Origin of the sequence: Candidatus Poriferisodalis sp., assembly GCF_965205175.1 — a bacterium.
Classification (GTDB): Bacteria; Actinomycetota; Acidimicrobiia; order Acidimicrobiales; family Poriferisodalaceae; genus Poriferisodalis.
Genome location: NZ_OZ242038.1, coordinates 1 through 23,385, shown reverse-complemented (window position 1 = coordinate 23,385; position 23,385 = coordinate 1). Strand labels below are relative to the sequence as shown.

The 23,385-nt window shown below is 67.2% G+C and carries 21 protein-coding genes and 1 other RNA gene; 14 read left to right on the top strand and 8 right to left on the bottom strand.

Features of this window, described 5'->3' with window-relative positions:
- The first annotated feature begins 98 nt into the window (after positions 1-98).
- The 7 genes from ACOGI4_RS00110 to ACOGI4_RS00080 all read left to right on the top strand — a co-directional run bounded on the left by ACOGI4_RS00110 (position 99) and on the right by ACOGI4_RS00080 (position 8,239).
- Positions 99-737: a ComF family protein gene (locus tag ACOGI4_RS00110; RefSeq protein WP_419841928.1), complete on the top strand. Its 639-nt coding sequence runs from the start codon at positions 99-101 to the stop codon at positions 735-737.
- Between the two features lie 107 nt (positions 738-844).
- A complete protein-coding gene (gene hpf, locus ACOGI4_RS00105) occupies positions 845-1,444 on the top strand; it encodes a ribosome hibernation-promoting factor, HPF/YfiA family (protein WP_419841927.1) in 600 nt (199 codons plus the stop codon).
- Positions 1,445-1,526: 82 nt separating this feature from the next.
- Positions 1,527-4,340, top strand: coding sequence for a preprotein translocase subunit SecA (gene secA, locus ACOGI4_RS00100; RefSeq protein ID WP_419841926.1), 2,814 nt, complete (start codon positions 1,527-1,529; stop codon positions 4,338-4,340).
- Between the two features lie 21 nt (positions 4,341-4,361).
- Entirely contained in the window at positions 4,362-5,483 is a 1,122-nt protein-coding gene (gene prfB / locus ACOGI4_RS00095) for a peptide chain release factor 2 (protein ID WP_419841925.1), read from the top strand.
- A 154-nt stretch (positions 5,484-5,637) separates the two neighbouring features.
- Positions 5,638-6,387 carry a cell division ATP-binding protein FtsE gene (gene ftsE / locus ACOGI4_RS00090; protein WP_419841924.1) on the top strand — a complete coding sequence of 250 codons (750 nt, stop codon included), beginning with the start codon at positions 5,638-5,640 and terminating at the stop codon, positions 6,385-6,387.
- Positions 6,384-7,277: a cell division protein FtsX gene (locus ACOGI4_RS00085; RefSeq protein WP_419841923.1), complete on the top strand. Its 894-nt coding sequence runs from the start codon at positions 6,384-6,386 to the stop codon at positions 7,275-7,277. The genes ftsE and ACOGI4_RS00085 overlap by 4 nt, the downstream gene beginning before the upstream one ends.
- A gap of 62 nt (positions 7,278-7,339) precedes the next feature.
- Positions 7,340-8,239: a crotonase/enoyl-CoA hydratase family protein gene (locus ACOGI4_RS00080; RefSeq protein WP_419841922.1), complete on the top strand. Its 900-nt coding sequence runs from the start codon at positions 7,340-7,342 to the stop codon at positions 8,237-8,239.
- Here ACOGI4_RS00080 and ACOGI4_RS00075 read toward each other — a convergent pair.
- Positions 8,236-9,555 carry an MFS transporter gene (locus ACOGI4_RS00075; protein WP_419841921.1) on the bottom strand — a complete coding sequence of 440 codons (1,320 nt, stop codon included), beginning with the start codon at positions 9,553-9,555 and terminating at the stop codon, positions 8,236-8,238. The two genes, ACOGI4_RS00080 and ACOGI4_RS00075, sit on opposite strands and share 4 nt — an antisense overlap.
- Positions 9,556-9,646: 91 nt before the next feature.
- Between ACOGI4_RS00075 and ACOGI4_RS00070 the strand changes: the two genes are divergently transcribed.
- On the top strand, positions 9,647-9,991 hold the full coding sequence (locus tag ACOGI4_RS00070; protein ID WP_419843051.1) for a metallopeptidase family protein: 345 nt from the start codon (positions 9,647-9,649) through the stop codon (positions 9,989-9,991).
- Between the two features lie 183 nt (positions 9,992-10,174).
- Here the strand turns inward: ACOGI4_RS00070 and ACOGI4_RS00065 are convergent, their stop codons facing one another.
- The 3 genes from ACOGI4_RS00065 to ACOGI4_RS00055 all read right to left on the bottom strand — a co-directional run bounded on the left by ACOGI4_RS00065 (position 10,175) and on the right by ACOGI4_RS00055 (position 12,758).
- On the bottom strand, positions 10,175-11,299 hold the full coding sequence (locus tag ACOGI4_RS00065) for an alpha/beta hydrolase family protein (protein ID WP_419841920.1): 1,125 nt from the start codon (positions 11,297-11,299) through the stop codon (positions 10,175-10,177).
- A gap of 21 nt (positions 11,300-11,320) precedes the next feature.
- Positions 11,321-11,806, bottom strand: coding sequence for a VOC family protein (locus ACOGI4_RS00060; RefSeq protein ID WP_419841919.1), 486 nt, complete (start codon positions 11,804-11,806; stop codon positions 11,321-11,323).
- Positions 11,807-11,918: 112 nt separating this feature from the next.
- On the bottom strand, positions 11,919-12,758 hold the full coding sequence (locus tag ACOGI4_RS00055; protein ID WP_419841918.1) for an indole-3-glycerol-phosphate synthase: 840 nt from the start codon (positions 12,756-12,758) through the stop codon (positions 11,919-11,921).
- Between the two features lie 151 nt (positions 12,759-12,909).
- Between ACOGI4_RS00055 and ACOGI4_RS00050 the strand changes: the two genes are divergently transcribed.
- Together ACOGI4_RS00050 and ACOGI4_RS00045 are read left to right on the top strand one after the other, a co-directional pair.
- Complete coding sequence (locus ACOGI4_RS00050) at positions 12,910-13,707, top strand: HugZ family protein (protein WP_419841917.1); 798 nt, start codon at positions 12,910-12,912, stop codon at positions 13,705-13,707.
- An 81-nt stretch (positions 13,708-13,788) separates the two neighbouring features.
- Positions 13,789-14,613: a hypothetical protein gene (locus ACOGI4_RS00045; RefSeq protein ID WP_419841916.1), complete on the top strand. Its 825-nt coding sequence runs from the start codon at positions 13,789-13,791 to the stop codon at positions 14,611-14,613.
- Positions 14,614-14,742: 129 nt separating this feature from the next.
- Here ACOGI4_RS00045 and ssrA read toward each other — a convergent pair.
- Positions 14,743-15,105: a transfer-messenger RNA gene (gene ssrA, locus ACOGI4_RS00040) on the bottom strand.
- Positions 15,106-15,435: 330 nt separating this feature from the next.
- Here ssrA and ACOGI4_RS00035 point away from each other — a divergent pair.
- Positions 15,436-16,584, top strand: coding sequence for an ABC transporter ATP-binding protein (locus ACOGI4_RS00035; RefSeq protein ID WP_419841915.1), 1,149 nt, complete (start codon positions 15,436-15,438; stop codon positions 16,582-16,584).
- A gap of 66 nt (positions 16,585-16,650) precedes the next feature.
- On the opposite strand, the gene ACOGI4_RS00030 is transcribed toward ACOGI4_RS00035, so the two are convergent.
- Together ACOGI4_RS00030 and ACOGI4_RS00025 are read right to left on the bottom strand one after the other, a co-directional pair.
- The gene (locus ACOGI4_RS00030) at positions 16,651-18,039 is read right to left on the bottom strand and encodes a replication-associated recombination protein A (protein ID WP_419843144.1); all 1,389 of its coding nucleotides are present in this window, start codon (positions 18,037-18,039) and stop codon (positions 16,651-16,653) included.
- Positions 18,040-18,437: 398 nt separating this feature from the next.
- Complete coding sequence (locus tag ACOGI4_RS00025) at positions 18,438-18,827, bottom strand: VOC family protein (RefSeq protein WP_419841914.1); 390 nt, start codon at positions 18,825-18,827, stop codon at positions 18,438-18,440.
- Between the two features lie 377 nt (positions 18,828-19,204).
- On the opposite strand from ACOGI4_RS00025, the gene ACOGI4_RS00020 reads away from it, so the two are divergent.
- A complete protein-coding gene (locus tag ACOGI4_RS00020; protein WP_419841913.1) occupies positions 19,205-20,854 on the top strand; it encodes a fumarate hydratase in 1,650 nt (549 codons plus the stop codon).
- A gap of 75 nt (positions 20,855-20,929) precedes the next feature.
- Here the strand turns inward: ACOGI4_RS00020 and ACOGI4_RS00015 are convergent, their stop codons facing one another.
- Positions 20,930-21,577, bottom strand: a complete 648-nt coding sequence (locus tag ACOGI4_RS00015; protein ID WP_419841912.1) for a PGPGW domain-containing protein — start codon at positions 21,575-21,577, stop codon at positions 20,930-20,932.
- Positions 21,578-21,931: 354 nt separating this feature from the next.
- Here ACOGI4_RS00015 and ACOGI4_RS00010 point away from each other — a divergent pair, with 354 nt between their 5' ends.
- Together ACOGI4_RS00010 and ACOGI4_RS00005 are read left to right on the top strand one after the other, a co-directional pair.
- The gene (locus tag ACOGI4_RS00010) at positions 21,932-22,807 is read left to right on the top strand and encodes an MBL fold metallo-hydrolase (RefSeq protein WP_419841911.1); all 876 of its coding nucleotides are present in this window, start codon (positions 21,932-21,934) and stop codon (positions 22,805-22,807) included.
- 166 nt (positions 22,808-22,973) lie between these two features.
- Positions 22,974-23,177 (top strand): hypothetical protein, encoded by a 204-nt coding sequence (locus ACOGI4_RS00005; protein ID WP_419841910.1) that lies wholly within the window; start codon positions 22,974-22,976, stop codon positions 23,175-23,177.
- Positions 23,178-23,385 lie beyond the last annotated feature (208 nt).

Here is a 23,385-nt window from a genome sequence, read left to right as displayed (position 1 = left end):
ATACCCACTGGCACCGACCCCGGCACCCGGCCGCGCCTCGGCCGACAAGGCGCCAAATCGTCTTGGTGGCGAGCACCGGCCCATCTACGGTCGCTTCGGTGCTCTTCGAGGTTCGCTGTCCTGGTTGCAACGCGCTGGGCTGGTGCCCCTGTCCACGGTGCATCGACGAACTCGCCGATCCGGCGCCGGCGACGGTGAGCGGAGCGGCGTCGGTGACGCTGTTGTTCGCGCATGCCGACACGGGACGTGAGTTCATTCATGCGCTCAAGTACCGGGGCGAGCGAGCCATCGCAGGCTGGTTGGGCAACTCGCTGGCGCTGGGGCACCTCGCGGCGCGGCGCTGCAGCACCGCCTCGGGTCTCATGGGTGCAGTTGCGGTCGACGCGGTCACCTGGGCACCCACGACGGCTGCGCACCGCCGCGCCCGTGGCTTCGACCAAGCCGAGACGCTGGCGAGGGCAACCGCCAAGGCCCTGCGTGTGCGCCCCTTGCGGCTGCTGACGCGTGTCGGCGGGAGGGCTCAATCGGGTGCCAGCCGAACCGCGCGCCTGTCGACTCCACGCTTCGGGGCCAGCGCCCGTGCCGACGGCCGCACGGTCCTCCTCGTCGACGATGTGCTCACCACCGGCGCCACGCTGCACGCGGCAACCAGCGCGTTGCTGGAAGCAGGCGCAGCTGCGGTGCATGTCGCGGCGTGCGCTCGACGTGGCCACAGTGGCCACTCGCCAGATGCCTAACATGGCGTTCCCTGCCGTGTGAGTTCCCTATCGTGCGGGCGCGCATACCGACAGCCGCATACCAGCAGCACAGCCGCTGCTTCGCACCTGCCCAGAAAGCCGAGGCCATGCAGATCACCATCACGGGTCGCAAGGTTCATGTGCCCGACGACGTGCGCGCCGCTGTGGAGCGCAAGATCGGGGCGCTGGATCGGTTTGTCAGCGGTCTTGAACGCGCGGAGGTCGTGTTTCGCGGAGAGAAGAACCCGCGCATCGCTGAACGTGACCAAGTCGAGGTGACGCTGCTCGGTCACGGCCATCATGTGCGCGCCTCGGTTTCGGGCATCGACCAGCATCAGGCCGTCGACCTCGCCGTCGGCAAACTCGGCAAGCAGCTGCGCAAGCTCAAGACCCGCGTGGTGCGGCGGCACCGCCCCAACGCGCATCGAGACGAGGGGCGTCATCTGCTCTCACGCCTCGACAACGACCTCGTCGACGGCGCTGCGGTAGCCGAGGCGGAGGCGGGGCCCGACGATCCCGAGTGGGTTCCCCGCATCGTGCGTCGAAAGTCGTTCGACCTCGAGCTGATGGAGCCGAGCGAAGCAGTCACGCGCATGCAGCTGCTCGATCATGAGTTCTTCCTCTTCGTCAACTCGGACAGCAGCAAGCCCAGCGTCGTGTACCTGCGCTCCGACGGCGACGCCGGCCTCATCGAGATCGGCACCTAAGCGGTGCCGCGAGGCGTCGGAGCAGGTTAGAGCGCAGAAAATCCTCGGCTCTGGGGTCGCGGTGCAGCGGTAGCCTGCCCACGTGGCCCTGTTTCAGCGTGTGCTCCGTGCCGGCGAAGGCAAGAAGCTGCGCTTGCTCACCGAACTCGTGCCCGAGATCAACCATGTCGAGCCCGAGGTGGAGCGCCTCACCGACGACGAGCTGCGGGCTCGCACCGGCGAGTTCCGGGCGGAGCTCGAACGGGGGGCTGACCTCAACGACCTGCTCGTCGATGCCTTCGCAGTCACCCGCGAGGCGGCCCGCCGTGTCATCGGCCAGCGCCACTACGACGTGCAGCTCATCGGCGGGGCAGCGCTGCACTTCGGCTGGGTGGCCGAGATGCGCACCGGTGAAGGCAAGACGCTCGTCTCGACCCTGCCCGTCTACCTCAACGCGCTGGGCGGAGCAGGCGTCCATGTCGTCACGGTCAACGACTACTTGGCAGCCCGCGACGCGGAATGGATGGGTCGCATCTACCGGTTCCTGGGTCTCGAGGTGGGACTCGTGGTGCCCGGCCCCTACGAAGCGCAGCACAAGCGCCGCCAGTACGGCGCGGACATCACCTACGGCACCAACAACGAGTTCGGATTCGACTACCTGCGAGACAACATGGCGCCGTCTCGCGGAGATCAAGTCCAGCGGGGCCACAGCTACTGCATCGTGGACGAGGTCGACTCGATTCTGATCGACGAGGCCCGCACGCCGCTCATCATCAGCGGCCGGGTCGCAGATGCCGCCAAGCTCTACCAGCAGTTCGCCCGCATCGCTGCGACCATGACCCGCGACGTCGATTACGAAGTCGAGGAAGACAAGCGCAACGTGGCCGTGCTCGAGCCGGGCATCTCCAAGGTCGAGCGAGCGCTCCATGTGGACAACCTGTACGACCAGGTCTCGGCCAATCTCGTCCATCAGATGAATGCCGCGCTGAGAGCCAAGGAGCTGTTCCGGCGGGACCGCGACTACGTCGTGTCTCACGGCGAAGTCAAGATCGTCGACGAGTTCACCGGCCGCATCCTCGAGGGACGGCGCTGGAGCGAGGGCCTGCATCAAGCGGTGGAAGCCAAGGAGGGGGTGGCGATCAAGGAGGAGAACCAGACGCTCGCCACCATCACGCTCCAGAACTACTTCCGCCTCTACGACAAGCTCGCCGGCATGACCGGCACCGCCACCACCGAAGCAGCGGAGTTCAACAGCACCTACGGGCTGGATGTGGTCCCGGTGCCGACGCACCTGCCGGTCGCTCGCGACGACCAAGGCGACCTCATCTACAAGACCGAGGAAGCCAAGCTGTCCGCTGCGGTGGACGACATCGCCGAGCGCATCGCTGCCGGTCAGCCCACGCTGGTCGGCACGGTCAGCGTCGAGAACTCCGAGAAATTGTCGTCGGCGCTTGCACGCCGGGGCATCGATCACCACGTGCTCAATGCCAAAGAGCACGGGCGTGAAGCCGAGATCATCGCCCAGGCCGGCCGGCTGGGGTCGGTGACGGTGGCGACCAACATGGCGGGACGAGGCGTCGACATCCTGCTGGGGGGCAACCCCGAGGGTTTGGCGCGCCGAGACCTGCTTCGCGAGAAGCTGGATCCGGACGACCCGGCCAACGCGGAAGAACTGGCGGCCCTGATTCGGCGGTACGAGCCCGAGTGTCGTGCCGAAGGCGACGAAGTGCGCCGCCTCGGCGGGCTGTACGTGCTGGGAACCGAGCGCCACGAGTCGCGGCGCATCGACAATCAGCTGCGAGGCCGTTCGGGCCGGCAGGGCGATCCGGGCGAGAGCCGCTTCTACCTGTCGCTGGAGGACGACCTGATGCGCCTGTTCGCCACCGGAGCGGTGAACTGGGTGATGGGCCGTGCCCTGCCCGATGACGTGCCGCTCGAGGCGAAGATGGTGACCAAGGCCATCGAACGGGCGCAGAACACCGTCGAGCAGAAGAACGCCGAGGTTCGCAAGAACGTCCTCAAGTACGACGAGGTGATGAACGAGCAGCGCAAAGTGATCTACGCCCGCCGCGAGCAGATCCTCAGCGGCGACGATCTGCGCGCCGAGTCATTGGGCTACGTGCGTGATGCTGCCGAAGCCGCCGTCGACGATCATTGCGCCGTCGACCTGCCCGAGGACTGGGACGTCGAAGGCTTGCTTGCCACCATCGGCACCTACTGGCCGTCGGAGCTCACCGCCTCGGAGCTGTCGGGCGAGGGCCGGCGTGACTGGTCGGTCAGCGATGTCGTCGAGGCGGTGTGTGCCGACGGCGAGCAGCGTTACGAGGCGCGCGAGGCCGACATCGGTCCCGAGGCGATGCGGGAAGTGGAGCGCCAGGTGATGCTCCGCCTCATCGACCAGCGCTGGCGCGAGCATCTTGCCGACATGGACCATCTGCGCGAAGGCATCCATCTGCGGGGGATCGGCCAGAAGGACCCGGTGGCGGAATGGCAGCGAGAGGGCTTCGACATGTTCGGGGCGATGCTCCAGCGGGTCTACCGCGATTTCGTGAGCTACGTGATGCACGTGCAGGTCGTGCCCGCAGAAGCTGCCCGCGATGCCTCCTCGCCGCCGGCCGGACCTTCGCCGGACGGGTCCTCGCCTGGCGAAGCTGCAGATCGCAGAGCTCAGACCCAGGCGTCCGATGTGCGGTACTCCGCGCCCGATCTCGCGCCGGCTGTGGTCGGTGCGTCCAACGGCGCAACTGCGGCTGCGGGGTCATCGTCGGCTCGAGGCCCCAGCGGCGCGTCGCAGGCCCGTTCGAGGGTCGCGGCCTCGGCCGGCACTGTGGTCAAGTCGGCTGCGGAGAAGCTGGGACGCAACGATCCCTGCCATTGCGGATCGGGTCGCAAGTTCAAGCACTGCTGCGGCCGCTGAGGCGTCGCGGTGAGCCGATCCTTGAGTGATCTCTCCGATGCGTTGGACGCGTTGGATCGCAGGGTGCGCGAGGCACATCAGTATCTCGGGGTCGAAGAGGCGCGCGCGACGGCGAACAGTCTCGAGGCCGAGGCTTCCGAGCCTTCGCTGTGGGACGAGCCCGACCGTGCGCGAACGGTGACCACGCGGCTGTCGCATGTGCGTGACGACATCGGGCGCTGGGAGCGAGCACGAGCCGAAGTCGACGATGCCAAGGCGATGGCAGAACTGGCTGCCGAGGCGGACGACGCGGAACTGCTCGGCGAACTCGACGACATCGTCACCGCCGCCGACGGCTTGCTCACCGACATCGAGCTGCTGGCGCTGTTCGGCGGCGAGCACGACGAGAACGACGCCGTCTGCGAGATCAACTCGGGTGCCGGCGGGACCGACGCCTGCGACTGGGCCGAGATGCTGCTGCGCATGTACCAGCGATGGGCGGAGCGCAACGACTTCGCTGTCGAGCTGACCGAAGCCACCGACGGCGGCGAAGCGGGCATCAGCTCAGCGACATTTCTCGTCAAGGGACGGCACGCCTTCGGCTTCCTTGCTGCGGAACGCGGCGTGCATCGATTGGTGCGCATCTCGCCGTTCGACTCCCAGTCGCGTCGCCATACCGCATTCGCGTCGCTGTCGGTGGTGCCGTTCTTCGACCACGTGTCCGACGAAGTGCCCATCGACGAGGGCGATCTGCGCATCGACACCTACCGTTCGTCGGGCGCCGGCGGCCAGCACGTCAATGTCACCGATTCGGCGGTGCGCATCACCCACCTGCCTACGGGCATCGTCGTCGCTTGTCAGAACGAGCGAAGTCAGCACCAGAACAAGGACCGAGCCATGCAGATGCTGGCGTCCAAGCTCGCCGACCGGCAGCGACAAGAGCGTGAGGCCGAGGTGGCGGCGCTCGCCGGAGAGCAGCGCGACGTGGCATGGGGAAGCCAGATCCGCTCCTACGTCCTGCATCCCTACCAGCAGGTCAAGGATCTGCGGACCGGCATGGAGGTCGGCAACGTCGATGCAGTGCTCGACGGCGACCTGAGCGGACTGATGGAGGCGTACCTGCGATGGCATCGCCGCCGGCAGGCGGCGAACAGTCCGGCGTGACGGTGTTGCGGCGCGACGCTGGCCTACCGTGGTACGCGAGCCGGCAGGTCGGGCCGGCGACCCGCCGGTGCCACGAGTTGTCCCACGAATGCCGGTGCGAAGAATTCATGCGCCGAGAACTGCTCCGAGACCCGCTTCACGAACCAGGGCGCGCATGATTCGCTTTGACGATGTCACCAAGATCTACTCTGGAGAGACGCGGGCAGTCGACGGCGTGACGCTCAACATCGACAAAGGCGAGTTCGTCTTCCTGGTGGGTCCGTCGGGCTCGGGCAAGTCCACCATGCTGCGGCTCATGACCTGCGAGGAGAAGGTCACCGCCGGCAGCGTCCATGTGGCCGGCAAGGATCTCTCCACGCTGAACAGCTGGCGCGTGCCGTACCTGCGCAGGAACATCGGCTCGGTGTTCCAGGACTTCAAGCTGCTGCCGAACAAGACCGTCCATCAAAACGTCGCCTTCGCGCTGGAAGTCATCGGCCGCCCCGAGAGCGTCATCCGCACTCAGGTGCCGGCGATCTTGGAGCTGGTCGGCCTGGCGGACAAGCATCGGCGCTTCCCCGACGAGCTCTCGGGCGGTGAGCAGCAACGTGTGAGCATCGCCCGGGCGTTCGTCAACCGGCCGCTCATCCTGCTGGCCGACGAGCCCACCGGCAACCTCGACCCCGACACCTCTCAAGAGCTCACTTCTTTGCTGGACCGGATCAACCGCATGGGCACGACCGTGGTGATGGCCACTCATGATCGGACGATCGTGGACAGCATGAGGCGGCGGGTGGTTGCGCTGCGCGACGGCATGCTGGTACGTGACGAGCAACGCGGCGCCTACGGGAGCGAGCCCGAGGAGTCATCGTCCGCGGTGCCTACGCCGGGCCCGGATCAGCCCGTCGACGGGGCGGGTCAGTGAGCCGCATCCTCTACTTCGCACGCGAGACCTCCACGAACATCCGGCGCAATCTCACGCTGACCTTCGCGGCGATTCTCACCGTGGCGGTCGGCGTGATGCTGGTCGGCATGGGGCTCATGGCGGGCTATGCCAGCGGGAACGCGCTCGATCGCTGGGAGGGTGGCGTCCAGTTCGAGGTGTTCTTGACTCCTCAGATCAAGCCCAGCCAGCTCGATGCGCTGGGCATCGAGCTGCTGAGCCACCCGGACATCGACCGGATCGAATTCTTCAGTGCAGAGGAGGCCTACGCGCTGGTATCGCAGCAGATGGCCGACCAGCCCGAGCTGCTCACCGAGGTCTCCCCAGACGCGCTACCGGCCTCGTACCGCGTGGTGCCGCGGTCAGTCGAATCGGAGCTGATCGAGTCGCTGGCAGCGCAGTTCCGCCAGCGGCCCGGCGTGTTGTCGGTCCAGACAGGCAGGGAAGAGGTAGACGCCATCCGGACGTGGTTCACGTCGTTCCAAGGCATCGTGCTGCTGCTCTCCGTAGTGCTGTCGGGCACCAGCGTCATGCTCATCTTCAATTCGATTCGGGTGGCGATGTTCGCCCGCCGGCGCGAAATCGAGGTCATGAAGCTGGTCGGTGCCACCAACAGCTTCATCCGGTTTCCGTTCATGCTCGAAGGCATGCTGCACGGCCTTGTCGGCGGCATCATCGGGGCGATAGCCGCCGGAGCACTGCGAGGCCACGTCGAAGGGCTGTTCTCCCGCTCGGAGATTCTGGCGTTCTTCCGGTCGTTCGTCGTCACTTCCGGTCAGTTCACGACGGTGGCGTTCGTCACCGTGATCGCCGGAGTGCTGGTCGGCATGATCGGCTCAGCATTCGCCGCCAGCCGTTTCCTCGACGTCTAGGTTTCCTCGACGTCCAGCTGATCACGCAGCTGCTTGACTGATGCCGACGCACGGGAGGCCCAATGCCGGAGTTCGAGACGATCCTGTACGACGTGGACGACCGCATTGCGACGATCACGCTCAACCGGCCGGAACGGCTGAACGCCTTCAACGGCCAGATGCTGCGCGACGTTCTGGACGCCATCGACTTGGTGGATGCCGATGACGGCGTCCGGGCGGTGATCTTCACCGGCGCGGGCCGCGGCTACTGCGCCGGCGCAGACCTCAGCGCAGGCGCGACGACGTTCGACTTCGACAACCAGTCTGATGAGCGCAGGGCCGCTCGGGCAGCCGAGCGTCGCGCCAACGGCGATCTGGCGTGGATGCGCGACGGCGGTGGCTTGCTGACCCTGCGCCTGTACGAGTGCAACAAGCCGCTGATCGCGGCGATCAACGGTCCCGCGGTCGGCGTCGGGGTGACGATGACGTTGCCGATGGACATTCGGCTGGCCTCCACCAAGGCCCGTATCGGGTTCGTGTTCTCCCGGCGCGGCGTGGTGCCGGAGGCCTGCTCTTCGTACTTCCTGCCACGTGTCGTCGGCGTGTCGCGGGCACTCGAGTGGTGCTTCAGCGGCCGAGTGTTCGATGCCGCGGAAGCCCTCGAGGGCGGCTTGGTGCGCAGCCTGCACGAGCCGGAGGACCTGATGGCGGCGGCTCGGGAACTCGCGGGGGAGATCGCGCAGAACACCTCGGCGGTCTCGGTGACGCTGATTCGTCACATGCTGTGGCGGATGCTGGCGGCCGATCATCCCATGGAGGCTCACAAGATCGACTCCCGAGGCATCGTCCATCTCGGGCGCGGTGCGGATGCCCATGAGGGCGTGGCCTCGTTTCTCCAGAAGCGGCCGCCGGAGTTCACGCTGCGTCCGACGCAGGACCTGCCGGAGTACTTCCCGTGGTGGGACGAGCCCGAATTCAGCTAGTTGGGTGCTGCTAGCTGGCTGGGCTCAGCCGGCTGCGGGTCGTCGCCCCAGCCCGACAGCAGCATGCCCGCGATGCAGGCGACGACGACGAGGCCGAAGACGGGACCGAGGCTGCCGAACCGGTCAGCGACAGCGCCACCGACCGGCGGCCCTGCTGCGAGGCCGAGACCGAACACAATCGTGGCCACCCCGTACGCGGCACCGAAATCGGGGCCTGCCAGAACGTCGCTGACCCGAGCCGCGATCGAGGCGATGATGCCGGTGAATGCCGTGCCGAACACCAGCGCAGCTGCCCACGCGAGCGGCGGGCCGCCAACGGCGAGCGGCGGAGAGGCGGTCATGGCGACGGTGGCCGTCGCCGACACGGCGAATCCGACCGTGACGGTTCGACGTCGCCCGAGCCGGTCCGCCAGTCGGCCGAAGATCGGACCGCCGACGATGCAGCCGATGCCGATCGACGAGAACGCCACGGCTGCACTCCTAGCGTCGAAGACGTCGCCATGGCTCTCCAGATGGCTGACGATGAACGTGAGCAGCGTGGTGACGACGAATGCGTGCAGCGTGTAGGCCGCGATCAGCCGCGCTGCTTGGGGCACCTTGGCCAGTGATGTACGGGCGCCTGCGAATCCCACGCGACCGGGCGTGCGCGACCGATCGGGTGGACGCTGCCTGCTGTGCAGTGCAAGCACCACGGCGATCATCACCGCCGCACCGATGACCAGCTCGATTCGGTACACGCTGCGCGGATGGCTGAGATCGGCCGCCGCTAGCGTTCCGACGCTCAGGTCGTTGGGTCCCGATCCGCTCAAGACGGCGTCGATGGCAGCTGCAGCGACCATGCCGCAGCCGACGCCGCCGGTCAACCAGCCGGCCGCAGCACCTCGGCGATCGGCTGCCACGATCTCAGCAGCGATGCCGGGCGTGCCGACCCATACGCCTGCTGCGCAAAAGCCCGTCAATGCGAGCGCTGCGGCCACCACAGCGAGGTTCGGACTCCACGCCAGCAAGGCCAAGCCGATCACGTTCCCGGCGAGACCGATGCGCACGGCACCGCTCAAACCGGTGCGTCCCACCGTCAGCGCAACCACCAGCGAGCCCGTGACGTACATCAGCAGATTCAGCGATCCGAGGGCGCCGGCGACGGTATTGGACAGGCGCAAGCCGTCTCGCAGCTCCGCGAACAAGAGCGAATAGGTGAAGCGCCCGAATGACTGCGACACCGCCGCTGCTGCCGCCAGAGCCAACAGCGTGCCGAGGAGGCGGAAGCGACCGGAAGTCGCGATGTGGGACGCCGGTGTCCCGTTCGACTCGCGCATGCCTGCAACGTACGGCAACTCGCCGAGACTCGTCAGCTCGGCCGACTCGGCCATGCCGACGCAGGACTCCGGCACCGGGCAGGATGAGATCGTGCTCGAGATGAGCGAGGCCGCATTCTCCGAACTGGTGGAACAGGCGCTTGAGGACATTCCCGATGCTCTGCGATCGCTGATGGACAACATTGCGATCTTCGTGGAGGACAGCGGGGATGATCCAGACCTGCTCGGCGTCTACGAGGGCATTCCGCTGACTGAGCGTCACGACTACGGCGGTCTCGTGATGCCGGACCGCATCGTGATCTACCGGCTGCCGATTCTGGAGATGTGCGAGACGTCCGAGGAAGTCATCGAGGAGGTGCTCGTGACCGTGGTACACGAGATTGCTCACCACTTCGGCATCGACGACGACCGATTGCATGAACTCGGCTGGGACTGACACCGACTGACGCCGACTGATACCGACCACTGACATCGACTGACACGGACTGACACGGACTGACGCCGAGCGCCTGCCGATGCGCGGTGTATGCACGACCTATGCACGCTGCATCGCTGACGCACCCCTAGCGTCCCCATGGCGTATGCACGAAGCGCGGGTGCTGCGCTCCGGCAGCGCCGCTCATGAGGCGTGCGAGCGCACCCACTCGGTGATGAGATCGGCAGCCTCGGCCCGCGTTCGCGCAGGCTCAGCCAAGTAGTGGTCGCCAGCCAGCGTGTGCGTCTCGACGCCACCGCCGCCGGGCCGGCTGCGGAGCGCCTCCACGATCTTGGCAGTGTCCGAGGGAAATATGCCCGTGTCGGCATCGGCGTCCACCACGATCGCCGGCAGCGTGATGTTGCGCGCCTGATCGGTGCTGCACTGCGACGAGCGCAGGCTCCACATGGACAGCCAGGTACGCAGTGAGCTGACGGTGCCGACCCCGAAGATCCCATAGTTGGCACGGCGCGGATCGCCTAGGTAGCAGCCGGGGACAGTGCGCCGGCTGGGATCGATGGCATCGTCGAGCATGCGAAGGTCGGCCCACAGCCGAGGCACGACGAACAGCCGCTCGCGGTGTCCCGCCGCCGCCAGCCGGTCCAGCTCGTCGCAGCACCAGTCGGTGATGCGCTCGTTGCGCGCACGCTGGGCGTCCCGGTACACCGCGATGAACGCGTCGTCGAACGGCGGTTGGCGGTCCGGCGCGAACGGGTCCAGTGCCTGGTCCACGCTGAGCGGATCGCTCTCGTCGGTGACCGACGGGTCCATCCAGTTCGTCAGCACTTCCGCGCGGCCGGTGTGGGCCACGATCGACACGTACAAGTCGCCCCCGGCCAGCTGCTCGACCGCCGGGCTGAGACTGCTCCGGCTGTACTCCGGCGTCAGGCCGGGCGAAGTGACCTGCGACTGGTACGTGGCCATGAGCGAGCCGCCGCCGCTGTTGCCGAGCAGCACCACGCAGTCCACACCTCGGCTGCGCAGCCATCGCACCCCGGCGTCGATGTCGACGAGCGCCAGGTCAGCCAGGAAGTACGGCTCGGCGCCACGGAAGCGGGTGTTCCAGCCGAGAAATCCCAAGTCCCGTTCGGCGAAGTACGAGGCCAAGTAATGCTCGGAGAAGTCGATGTTGTAGTGGGTTGCGATCAGCGCTGTGCGCGGTTCGCTGCCGGCGGGCCGCCAGTAGACGCCTTGACAAGGATGGCTGCCCACGCCGGCTCGTGAGGTCCCGGCACTCGTCAGCGCCACGAACTCTCGGGTGATCCTCATGGCACAGCTCGGCGGGTCGGTTCAAGCGGGGGCTTGTGCCGGCACCGCGGCGCGCATCACCTCCAACGCGCCGGCAGGGTCGGGCTGGATGCCGGTTGTGTCAACGCACAGCTCCACCATGATGCCGTTGGGGTCCAAGTAGTAGTGGGAGCTGCACCAGCCGTGGTCGAGTTCCATCAGCGGCTTGGTGCCCGTTGCAGCCATTCGCTCGCGAACGTCGGCCTGTTGCTGTGGCGTGGCTCGGACCGCTACATGGTTCACCCAGACTGGCAGTCCGACTGAGCTGCTGACGTCGGTGCTGTAGTCGGCTTGCTCGCCCATGTTGCGCACGAAGAAGAACGCGATGCACTCGCCGTCGCCGATGTCGTAGAACACATGCTTGAGATGGCCGGCAGGTGCGCCGTCCGCAGCCGGACGCGACGTCTGCTCGGCGTGGATCAGCGGGAAGCCCATCAACTCCTCGTAGAAGCGGTGCGTGGCTTCGAGGTCCTTCGTTGCGAATGCCACGTGATGCAGTCCCACGGTGTCCCCCCGCCCGATGTGTCGCAGCAGACTCTGCAACAGTCTGGCCGATATTGGTCTGGCCGCCCGATCTGGCCGCCCGGTCAAGCCGCCCTGTCTAGCGGCGGGCGCCGCCGTTGCGCGCCGCCGCGCTGGCGTCTGCGCGCAGCGTTCGCAGCAGGTCTGCCGGATCGTCGGCGGTGACCAGCGCCTCGCCGATCAGCGCTGCGTCATAGCCGGCCTCCGCGACGGCTCGCATCGGGGTGCCGCCGGGAACGCCGATCCCCGATGCCGCGACGAGCAGCACGCGGTCGTCGATCTGTGCGAAGCACTTGCTGACGCGTACGGCCTTGTCGTAGTCCACGGTGAACTTGGCGGACTCGGGGTTGTCGCGCTGGTTGATCGCAATCAGATAGGCGCCCAGCTCGACTGCTGCGGCGAGTTCGGCTTCGTCGCGTACTTCGGTGAGCACGTCCACGCCGAGCGACAGCGCTAGCTCCTGCATCGGCGGCAGAAGTGAGTGGTCGATGTCGGCGAGTATCACGAGCATCGCATCGGCGCCCATGGCGTGGCTGTCGCGCACGTCGTGGAGGGTGCGCAGAAAGTCCTTGCGCAGCACCGGCAGGCCGGTCGCAGCCTTGGCGGCCCGCAGGTCGTCGGGGCTGCCGCCGAAGCGCTCGGCCTCGGTCAGCACCGACAAACAAGCGGCCCCGCCCGCCTGGTACTGCACTGCGACGCTGGCGGCGTCTGCGTCTGCGTTCAGCGCTCCGCGTGACGGCGAGCGCCGCTTGAGCTCGGCGATGACCGCCAAGTCACCGCCCCTCGCCCGCCTGCCGTCGCCCGGGCGCCCGCCGCCTCGCAGTGCCGCGGCGAATCGGTGTCCACGCGGCACAGCACCCACAGCATCGCCGGCCACGGCTTCATCAGCGGCAGTGTCGTCGGCAGAGTCGGCAGTCATCGACCGGTGTTCACTCCCCGTGCGGTTGGATTCGGCTGAACTGGCTGGCGACTCTACGCCGATGACTCCACGCCACTGGCCGTTGGTGGGGCCCGCTGGCGCAGCGCGGCATCATTGGCTGCAAACGAGCGACACAGGAGCATTGCGCACGATGAGCCGTCCCACATCCCACGGCGGCGGCCAGGCAGGGCCGCCGATCGCCGGCGACCCTTCTTCGTTTCCGACCGATGCCGAGCTCTCGCGCACACTGGTGGCGGCCACCAGGATCGCCACGCTCTCCACGCTCACGGCTGCGGGCTATCCCTACGGCAGCGTCGTGTCGTACGCGTACGACGACGCCGGCGACCCCGTCGTGCTGATCTCGGAGATGGCTGAGCACACGGTGAACGCCCGGGGCGACGACCGCGCCAGCATGCTGATCGTGGACGGCGCAGGCGAAGGCGACCCGCTGGGCCGGGCCCGCCTCACGCTGGTCGGCCGTCTCGGCGTGCTCGACGATCCCGGCGAGCTGCGCGACCGCTACCTGGAAGCGCACCCCTACGCCGCCTACTACGCGGACTTCACTGACTTCTCGTTCTGGCGCCTCCGAACGGAGCAGTGCCGCTATGTCGGCGGATTCGGCCACATGAGTTGGGTGAGTGCTGACGCCTACCGGGATGCCGGCGTCGACCCACTGTGGGAAGCCGCCGCCGGCATCGTCGAGCACATGAATGGCGACCACGCTGACGCGAACCTGGCGTATGCGCAGGTCCACGCCGGTCTGCCAGATGCCAGCGAGGCAACGATGCTGGGCCTCGACCGATACGGCGTCACGCTGCGCGCCACCACGCCAGCCGGGCCGCGCATGGCCCGCGTGCCGTTTGCGACACCGCTCGCGGATGCGCAGACTGCTCGCCCGGCGCTCATTGAGCTGCTGTCGCTAGCCCGTGCGCAGCGAGACTTCGATTGAGCCAACATGAGGCCGCACATCTGCCCGGTGCTCGTGACGCAGAGACTCATCACCAGCGCAGCGAGCGCTACTGTGGGCCGCGTGAATGCACAGCCCGAGACGGCCACCGTGGCCGAGTTCAAGGAAATCTTGGCCGACCCAGCGGGACGCATCGAAGTCCACGACTTCCTCAGCGATGTAACGCTGAGCACCGTCGAGGCCCTCGACAACACCGACTGCGAGGGCTACGACGAGTGCCTGCGGGCCTATGAGCAGGTGTCCGCCGACCTGAACGGGCTGCTGGTAGTGGGCTCGTACTTCGCCAACTGCGCCGACCACGACAAGGCCTTGGCACATGCGGTCCGCCTGTTGGCCAATCGCATTCCGTTCGCGAGCCCCCCGGGGGGCCCTGCCATCAATCTGCAGCACCACGTCACGCTGTTGGCGATCTACGCCATCGCCTTCGGTGCCGCCGCTGCAGATCGGCTGGACCCCCTCGCGAGGATCATCGGAACCGTGAGAGCCGAAGAGGACGGCCAACTCGGGCGAGTCACCTACTTGGTCAACTGCGATCGACTCAAGAAGCCGGCCGAAGCCCCCATACAGGCCTCGCTTCGACTGTGGATGACGCTGCGTTCGATGACCGACGAGTTCATTCCCAGAACCAGCGAAGATACGCTGTTCGATGCCGTGCTCGACGAGATCGAGTACCTGCTCGGCGTGACGCACGGCCGCAACACCGCCGAGGGAACCGGCCCGGTGGGCTACGGGGCAATCCAGGTGCTCGCCACCCGCCTGGCGCCCGATCGCCTCGTGCGACGCAATCTGGACCTGCTCATCGCGCACGAGGCCTTCCAGAGCCCGCACGAGTTCTACATCTGTCGCGAGCGCTACAACAAGGCCTACGCAGCCCAAGCCCGCGCATGAAAGCCCGGGCCCGACAGCCCAAGCACGGTCGGCCCGTCAGCCGAAGCGTGAATGCCGCGTGAGTGCTGTGGTCAGCCAGAGCCGCCCCTGCAGAGCCACGGAGGCGGTGTCAAGAGCGCGCATCTGAGGTGGTGGAGGTGGCGGGAATCGAACCCGCGTCCTTCAACGTTTCGGTGAGTCTTCTCCGAGCGCAGTCGCTATCAGCTTGTCGGGCGACGCAGGGCAGCGACACCCAGGCAATCACCGTAGCCGGCTGTGCGAGTCCTCAGCGCCCCGTCGGCACGGGCGATGGGCAAGTCCTGCAGATGAGGGCGCCGGAACCCGCAGGACTGGGGCTCTCGGGCCAACTCGCCGCCTGGGATCAGGCGGCGAGCACCATGTCGTCTTGTTCGACGTTGGCGTTTGTGTTTGTTTCCGGCTCTTTTTCGTGGATCCGGAGACCACGGCTCGCTTCTCTCACGTCAACCGTCAAAGTCGAAACCGATCACCCCCTAAGTGGACTACGGCAAAAGTGGACCTTGGCCAAAATGACCCTGGCAAACTTGGGCAGGCATCCGCGCACCCTGCGGAGTTCCGAACGCTCATCTTAGCGAGCGCCTGGCACAACAGCTTGGCGCGAGTGCGTGCGTCTGCGGTTTGCCGTGTCGGCCTGAGCCGCCGCGTTGGCACCCGCACCGCTCGCCTAGGGTCCGCCCCCGTTGATGCAGGTGGTTGATGCAGGTTGATGCGCACGTTCGCTGCGCGGCGGACGACACTGCCCGCTTGCCGACGGTCCGCCGGCCAGGAGCGGGTCGGCCTGGGCGCGGTGCGTAGCGTTGGACCATGGCCAACGGCGCAGGCGGCGGCACGCTGCGGATACGCGATGCGCATGTCGCCTTCGACGGCACCGCAGCCTTGGACGGAGTGGATCTCGAAGTCGGCGACGGCGAGATGTTGGTGCTGCTCGGACCGTCGGGCTGCGGCAAGACCACACTGCTGCGAGCTGCCTCGGGGCTGCAGCCCCTGGACGCCGGCCGAGTCGAGCTGGACGGCCGCGACCTGACCGGTCAGCGACCCGATCAGCGCGGCATCGGCTTGATGTTCCAGGACGAGGTGCTGTTCCCGCACTACGACGTCGCGGGCAACGTGGCCTTCGGGCTCCGCATGGCCAAGGTGCCGACGGCGCAACGGCAGCGGCGAGTCGCCGAGATGCTCGAACTGGTCGGGTTGGCAGGCTTCGAGGGGCGCGACGTGGCCACGCTGTCGGGTGGCGAGGCGCAGCGGGTCTCGCTGGCTCGGGCACTCGCCCCCGAGCCGAGGGTGCTGCTGCTCGACGAGCCGTTCGGTTCGCTGGACCGACTGCTTCGAGAACGGCTCATCAACGAGCTGCGTCCGGTGCTGGACCAAGTCGGCGTGACAGCGGTGCATGTGACCCACGACCACCACGAGGCGTTTGCCCTGGCTGACCGCATCGCGGTGATGGCGTCGGGGCGGCTGCTGCGCATCGGCACGCCCGAGCAGGTATGGACCGATCCGCGCACGGCGCAGGTGGCAAGGTTTCTCGGGCACACCAATGTGCTCGACCGGGCTGTGTTTGACAAGGCTGTGTTTGACAAGACTGTGTTCGACCTGGCCGTGTTCGACCGGGCTGCGTTCGACCTAGCTGTGTCCCAGGTCGACGCGCCGTCGATGCCCGCCACGGCTGCGAGGCACGAGCAGCGATTCGTGCTGCGCTCGGACCGCATCGAGGTGGAGACCGCGGCGCGCGTCGATGACGGCGGCGTCAGCAGCATCCGCGAGGGTGCCGCGGCTCAGTTCGGGGCCACGGTCAGCCGTCGGCGCTTTCGCGGCGATCGCTACGAGCTACGGCTTGAGGCCGACCTCGGCGGCGTGAGGACCACGCTGGATGCGCTCACTCCGCACGCTCCTGCTCTCGGCGCCAGCGTCATCGCGCGCTTTGGGGCCAGTGCGGTGATCCCCCTCGCTGACTGACGCGCTGCCGGAGTTGCGGGTCGCGGGGTCGCGAGCCTCAGAGTCGCGGGTTTCAGGGTTGCGGGATTAAGGGTTGCGGGTTTCAGGGTTGCGGGATTCTGAGTTGCGAGTCTCTGTGTCGCGGGTTTCAAGGTTGCGGGTTGTGGGCCGGCGCAGGTCTCGCTCGCGGCCGTGCCCGGACGGTTCCCAGTACGTATGACCCGCTGCTTCGTCGGGCCGATATTGCTGAGAAACCCAGCCGCGCGGGTCGTCATGGGGATAGCGGTAGCCCGCACCGTGGCCGAGCGATGCCGCGCCCGGGTAGTGGGCGTCGCGCAGGTGGACGGGTACCTCCCCGGCGCCGGCCGAGCGGGCATCGTGCATTGCTCGGTCGAGTGCGACCGTGACCCGGTTCGATTTCGGCGCCGTGGCGAGACGCACCACCGCGTGGGCCAGGTTGAGCTGTGCCTCGGGCAGGCCCACGTACTCGACGGCTCGGGCGGCAGCCTCGGCCACCAGCAGGGCCGAGCTGTCGGCCATGCCGATGTCCTCCGAGGCCAAGATGACCATGCGGCGGGCGATGAACCTTGGGTCCTCGCCGGCGTCGAGCATGCGGGCGAGCCAGTACAGCCCGGCGTCGGGATCGGAGCCTCGCAGCGACTTGATGAATGCGCTGATGATGTCGTAGTGGGCGTCGGCGCCATAGCGCACCGCCTTGGCATCCACGGCGTGCTCCGCGTCGACGAGTGTGACGTGAGTGCGTTCCGCCTGTGCGGCCGGCGCGCCTCGGGTGCTGCTCGTCGATGCGGCTGTCGGACCGTGAGCCGACCCGCCTGTCTCGCCGAGTCCGCTGGCCTCGCGCGCCGCAGCGGCCTGTCGGCGCCCAGCGAGCGCTACCGCCACTTCGGTGCTGGTCAGCGCGTGGCGACCGTCGCCGCCGCTGCGAGCTGCCAGATGGTCGATGGCCTCAGCGTCGGCCGTGGCCTGCTCGGCGGCGAGCGCACGGCCGATCAGCGTTCGCAGCGCATCGTCGTCGAGCGGCACCAGTCGGAACAGTGTCGAGCGCGACAGCAGCGGCGGGTTGACCTCAAAGTGGGGGTTCTCGGTGGTGGCCCCGATCAGCACTACCAAGCCGTCCTCGACCGCTGGCAGCAGCGCATCCTGCTGGGCCTTGTTGAAGCGGTGTACCTCGTCGAGAAACAAGATGGTCCCTCGGTTGTGCTCGCCGATGCGCCGGCGAGCCTCCGCTAGGATCTCCCTGACGTCTTTGACGGTTGCGCTCACCGCGGACAGCTCGCAGAACTCCTTGGCCGTGCTGGCCGCGACGACCCGTGCGAGCGTGGTTTTGCCGGTGCCGGGCGGCCCCCACAAGATCACCGACGACAGGCGATCTGCTTCGATCAGCTCGCGCAGCGGACGACCTAGGGCAAGCAGATGGTCTTGCCCGACGATCTCGTCGAGCGTGCGCGGCCGCATCCTCGCTGCCAGCGGTGCCTGCGCGGTCAGGCGTTCGGTGCCTGCCGCTTCGAACAGGCCCTCGCGCTGGCCTCTGCTCGCGTCTCTGGCCGCGCTGTTGCTCACGCCTTGACGGTACGCGCTCTGGTACGCGCGCTTCGGCTTGTGCCTGCTGCGCTTCGGCCGGTGTTTGCTGCGTCAGTTCTGTCAGGCCAGTTCTGTCCGGCCAGTTCTGCCAAGTCAGCCTTGCTCAGTCAGCCTTGCTAAGTCACTCATGTCACCTCAGCCGGTACAGAACAGCCCGGCCGCAACAGCAAGTCAGCAAGGCAGTGAGGCAGCAAGACGGTGGCGCAGCAAGGTAGCCAGGCAGTGAGGCAGCATGGCAGCAAGGCACCAAGACGGTGAGGCCGCAAGCGGGTTCACAGCTTGGGGTGATCTGCCTCGTAGGCACGGATGCGCTTGGCGAAGCTCAGGTCGTGACCGGCGGGATCGAAGATCGCGAACATCCGCTCGCCCCACGGTGCATCCAGCGGTTCGGCCTGCGGCCGCAAGCCTGCACCGAGCGCCCGTCGGTAGAGCGCATCCACGTCTCCGACATGGAAGATCACCCGACCCCAGCCGGTCTCGACCCCCGCCGGGTCAGTAACGGCGATCAGATTGACGAAGCACCCGCCGCTGCGCAGGGTGCTGAACGAGGCATCTGTGCCGCCGTAGCTCAACTGGAAGCCCAGCGCCTCGTAGAACTGGACCGACGCCGCCATGACGGTGGTGCGCAGGGTAATCGCATTGATCGACTCGATGCCGCTCACTACGCCATTGTCGCGGCCGGCGGGTCATGCGCGCACCGAGCCTGATCCTGCCGGTTCCTGCCCCGGGGGAGAGGGCAGGAGCCTTCTATCGGACCTTGGCGTATTGCACCGAGCCTGATCGTGTCGGTTCCTGCTCGGGGGTAGCCGCCAGGCCTCGCTTGACGGCGTCGTCATGCCGGTTCCTGCCCCCGGGGGAGAGGAGGGCAGCATCGGCAGTGACGCGTGCGGCTGGCGGGACCTGCGCGCCGCGGGCAGCGCATCCAGCAGTGACGCGTGCGGCCAGCGGGTTCTGCATGCGCCTGCTTGGCATGGGACCGCCCGCACACAAGGACTCGTGAGCACGCGGCCTCCTTAGCATGTGGCAATAGCATGAGGCGATGAGCACTTTCGCTCACGTGGATCTGCTGCCGACCGGCCCCGCAGATGTGACCTATCGGCACATCTCCTCCGATCACGTCTCTACCGTCACCGCCGCGGGTCGGCGATTCTTGCAAGTCGGGCCCGAGGCGCTTCGGCTGCTCACTGCAGAAGCCATGCGCGACATCGCACACTTGTTCCGCACCGATCACTTGGCGTCGCTGGCGGCCATTCTCGACGACCCCGAAGCGTCGCCCAACGACCGCTTCGTGGCCCTTGAGCTGCTCAAGAACGCCAACATCGCTGCGGGCGGCGTCCTGCCGAGCTGCCAGGACACCGGCACGGCGATCATCTGGGGCCACAAGGGGGAACGGGTGCTCACGGGCACCGCCGAACATCCCGACTTCGATGACGCCGAGGCGATTTCCCAGGGCGTCGCAGACACCTATCTGACTTCGAATCTGCGCTACTCGCAACTCGCGCCGCTCGACATGTTCTCTGAGCGCAACACGGGCAACAACCTGCCGGCGCAGATCGAGATCTACGCTTCGCCCGGCGACGAGTACGAGTTGGTCTTCATGGCCAAGGGAGGCGGCTCGGCCAACAAGAGTTTCCTGTTCCAGGAGACCAAGGCGCTGCTCAATCCAGAGAGTCTGACCCGCTTCCTGGACGTTCAGCTGCGCACGCTGGGGACCGCTGCGTGCCCGCCGTACCACCTCGCAGTGGTCATCGGCGGGACCTCGGCAGAATTCGCTGTCAAGGTCGCCAAGTACGCGTCCGCCAAGTACCTCGACACGCTGCCTACCGCCGGCAGCGCGGCCGGTCACGGCTTCAGGGATCTCGAGTGGGAGGGACGCATCCTGGAGCTGACCCGCCAGTTCGGCATCGGTGCCCAATTCGGCGGCAAGTACTTCTGTCACGACGTACGGGTGGTGCGCCTGCCGCGACACGGTGCCAGCTGCCCGGTGGCGATCGCTGTCTCCTGCTCGGCCGACCGCCAAGCTCTCGGACGCATCACCGCAGACGGGGTGTTCTTGGAACAGCTGGAGACCGACCCGGCTCGGTTCCTGCCCGAAGCCGATCCGCTGGAATTGTCAGGCGGAGTCGTTGCCATCGACTTGGACCAGCCGATGGATGCGATCCGCAGTCAGCTGGCTCGTTACCCGGTGAAGACTCGGCTGTCGCTGAGCGGCACGCTGGTGGTAGCACGCGACATCGCGCATGCCAAGCTGAAAGAACGGCTCGACGCCGGCGACGGCCTCCCCGGCTACCTGCGTGAGCGGCCGGTGTACTACGCAGGCCCGGCGAAGACGCCGGCGGGCTACGCGTCCGGTTCGTTCGGCCCGACCACGGCGGGCCGCATGGATTCCTACGTGGAGCAGTTCCAGGCTGCGGGTGCCAGCCTCGTGATGCTGGCCAAGGGCAACCGTTCGCGCCAAGTGACCGATGCCTGCGCGCGCTACGGCGGCTTCTACCTGGGCTCCATCGGCGGACCGGCGGCGCGGCTGGCCAAGGACTCGATCCGCAGGGTCGAGGTGCTGGAGTACCCCGAACTGGGCATGGAAGCGGTGTGGCAGATCGAGGTGGAAGACTTTCCCGCGTTCATCGTCATCGACGACAAGGGGAACGACTTCTTCAGCGAGGTCACCACGCCGGTGCAGATTCGCTGAGGTGCGCGGACGGGCTCGGCGGGGCTCGTCGTGGCGGCTTGCGTCTGCGCGCAGCGCGCTGGATCGATCACGCCGTCAATCACGCCAGAACAGCGCCACGTCGATGGGGTTGACGTCGCCGACCGTGAACCAGATCGAAGCCGCAATGCCAGCAGCGGCGAGCAGCACCATCGTCACGATGGTCGAGCGGGGCAGCTTGCCGTCGACGTCGCTCGGGAGACGCCCGCGGACCTTTTGCAGCAGCCGGTCGGCCCACGCCACATCGCGAGCCAAGATGGCGAGGCCCGTTGCCACCACCAGCGTGCCGGGTCCGGGCAGCGGCATCAAGATGAGCCCGAGGACGACCACGCACATGCCAAAGGTCGTTCTTGCCAGCCGGCGCATCGCACCGCGCTGCGCCTCTTGACGGGTTGGCTCGCGTTCGCCGGTCTCCAGTTCGGCGTCGATGGCCGCTTGGCGGAACCGCTCGCTGTGGGTCTGTTCGCGCTCATCGGACTCGGGTTCGGGTTTGAGTTCAGGCTCGGCTTCGGCTTCGGCTTCGGGATGGGTGTTGGCCTCGGGGAGCTGTGGACTACGGGTCTGCCCGTGCTCGTCCGCTTCGGGCCGGGCGTCGATGGCGGCGGCAGCGAACGGTTGGGCTTCGGCAGGCGCGGCAGGCTCGGCTGGTTCGGCAAGCTTGGCAGGCTTGGTTGGCTTGATCGGCTCGTGAGGATCAGCTGTCATCGACCCGCTCGTTCGTCGTTCGCCGCAGCACGCTTCAGCGCGCAACCGCACGCCACCGCGTAGAGGTGGCGCAGATGTGGAAGCTGCAACAGTGTGGCCGAAGTGTGGCCCGGCTCGTGCGTCGCGCAGCGCCGCTGAGCACGCAGAGCACGCTGGGCACGCTGGGCACTCGGAGCACCGCAGGTCACCCACCGGGCACAGAACCCGCGGCTGCGGCGCTGGGCGCTCGGAGCACGCTGAGCACTCAGCGCGCGCTGGCGGCGATAGGTCGCCCCGAGCCAGCTGTTGGCTCTACTGTGAACCTCACGTGCGTACGCCACGTGTGCATATCACCGCACGACGGGAGTTCTGACGATGCCGACCGTGGCCAAGTCCGCCCCCATCGCCTGGACCGTGGGTGACGCGCGGCTCACCCGCATAGCCGAGCTCGAGGTGCATTGGCCGTTCGGCATCCTGCTGCCGGGCGCCGAAGACGTGATTGACGACTACAACTGGCTGCGGCCCGATTTCGTCACCGACGACGGACGCATGCGGCTGTCGATGCACTCGGTGGTCATCGAATCCGGCGGGCTGCGCATGATCGTCGACACCTGCGTCGGCAACGACAAGTCCCGCCCGGGCGCGCCGCCGTTCGAACGGCTTTCCACGCCGTTCCTGGCCGATCTCGCCGAAGCCAGCTTCGCTCCTGAGACCATCGATGTCGTCGTATGCACCCATCTGCACGTGGACCATGTCGGCTGGAACACCCGACTCTCGGATGGCGAATGGGTGCCGACGTTCCCCAACGCCCGTTATCTGTTCGTGCAGACCGAATACGACTACTGGCGCGCCGAGCCGCAGCACTACGGGCCGGTGTTCGAGGACTCAGTGCAGCCGGTCATGGACGCGGGGCTCGCTGAGCTCGTCAGCGCCGACCACCGCATCAACGACGAGGTGTGGCTTGAATCGACGCCCGGCCACACGCCGGGACACGTCAGCGTCGTGGTCTCCTCGGCGGGGGAGCGGGCGGTCATCACCGGCGACATGATCCATCACCCGGTGCAGTTCGCCCGTCCCGACTTGGCCTCCAGCGCCGACTACGCAGCCGACGGCACCTCCACCGCGACGCGTCTGGAAGCATTTGGTCGCTGGTCCGACGGCCGACTCGTGATCGGCACCCACTTCGCCGGTCGCACCGCTGGCCGCATCATCCCCGCCGACGCCCTCAACACCTGGCGCTTCGACCCATAGCGGTTCCTGAGGCCGCGTTGTCTCGGAACGAGACTGGCTCGGTACGGGACGGCCCAAATGTCCAACAGTCCTACTTGGCGCTTCGACCCATAGCCGACTCGCTCGATGCCAGGCACATTCAGTCGTGGTCGTTCGGGAGCCTTATTTCGGCGATAGCCTAGCTTCGATGCCGAACGGACCTTACGACCATAGCCACTATACGGCCAGCCGGCCGCCCGACGATCTCGCGATGACAATCACCGATGCGCTCAGGGTGAAGGAATCGTTGCACCGCCGTGCCCCAATCCATAGCGAGTGGGCTGCTCGCGCGTTGGTGCTGATCCAGCTCGCCAACACCGCCTACGAACCGTCGGACTACGACCGCAGCTGAAGTCTCACCCACAGAAGCTCCGCCGCTGACAGTAATGCTCTGCCCGCGTGCCGATGCACCTCGCCGCGCTGCGGTTTCTTGACTCTGGAGCCCGTGCCCGCCGCTCCAGCGCCCACGCAGGACAGCCGCGCCATGGATGCCGCCGCCGAGATTGACGAACTTGATGGGTCGTTCGGCCTGACGATCCACGCACGGTCGGTTCACCGGC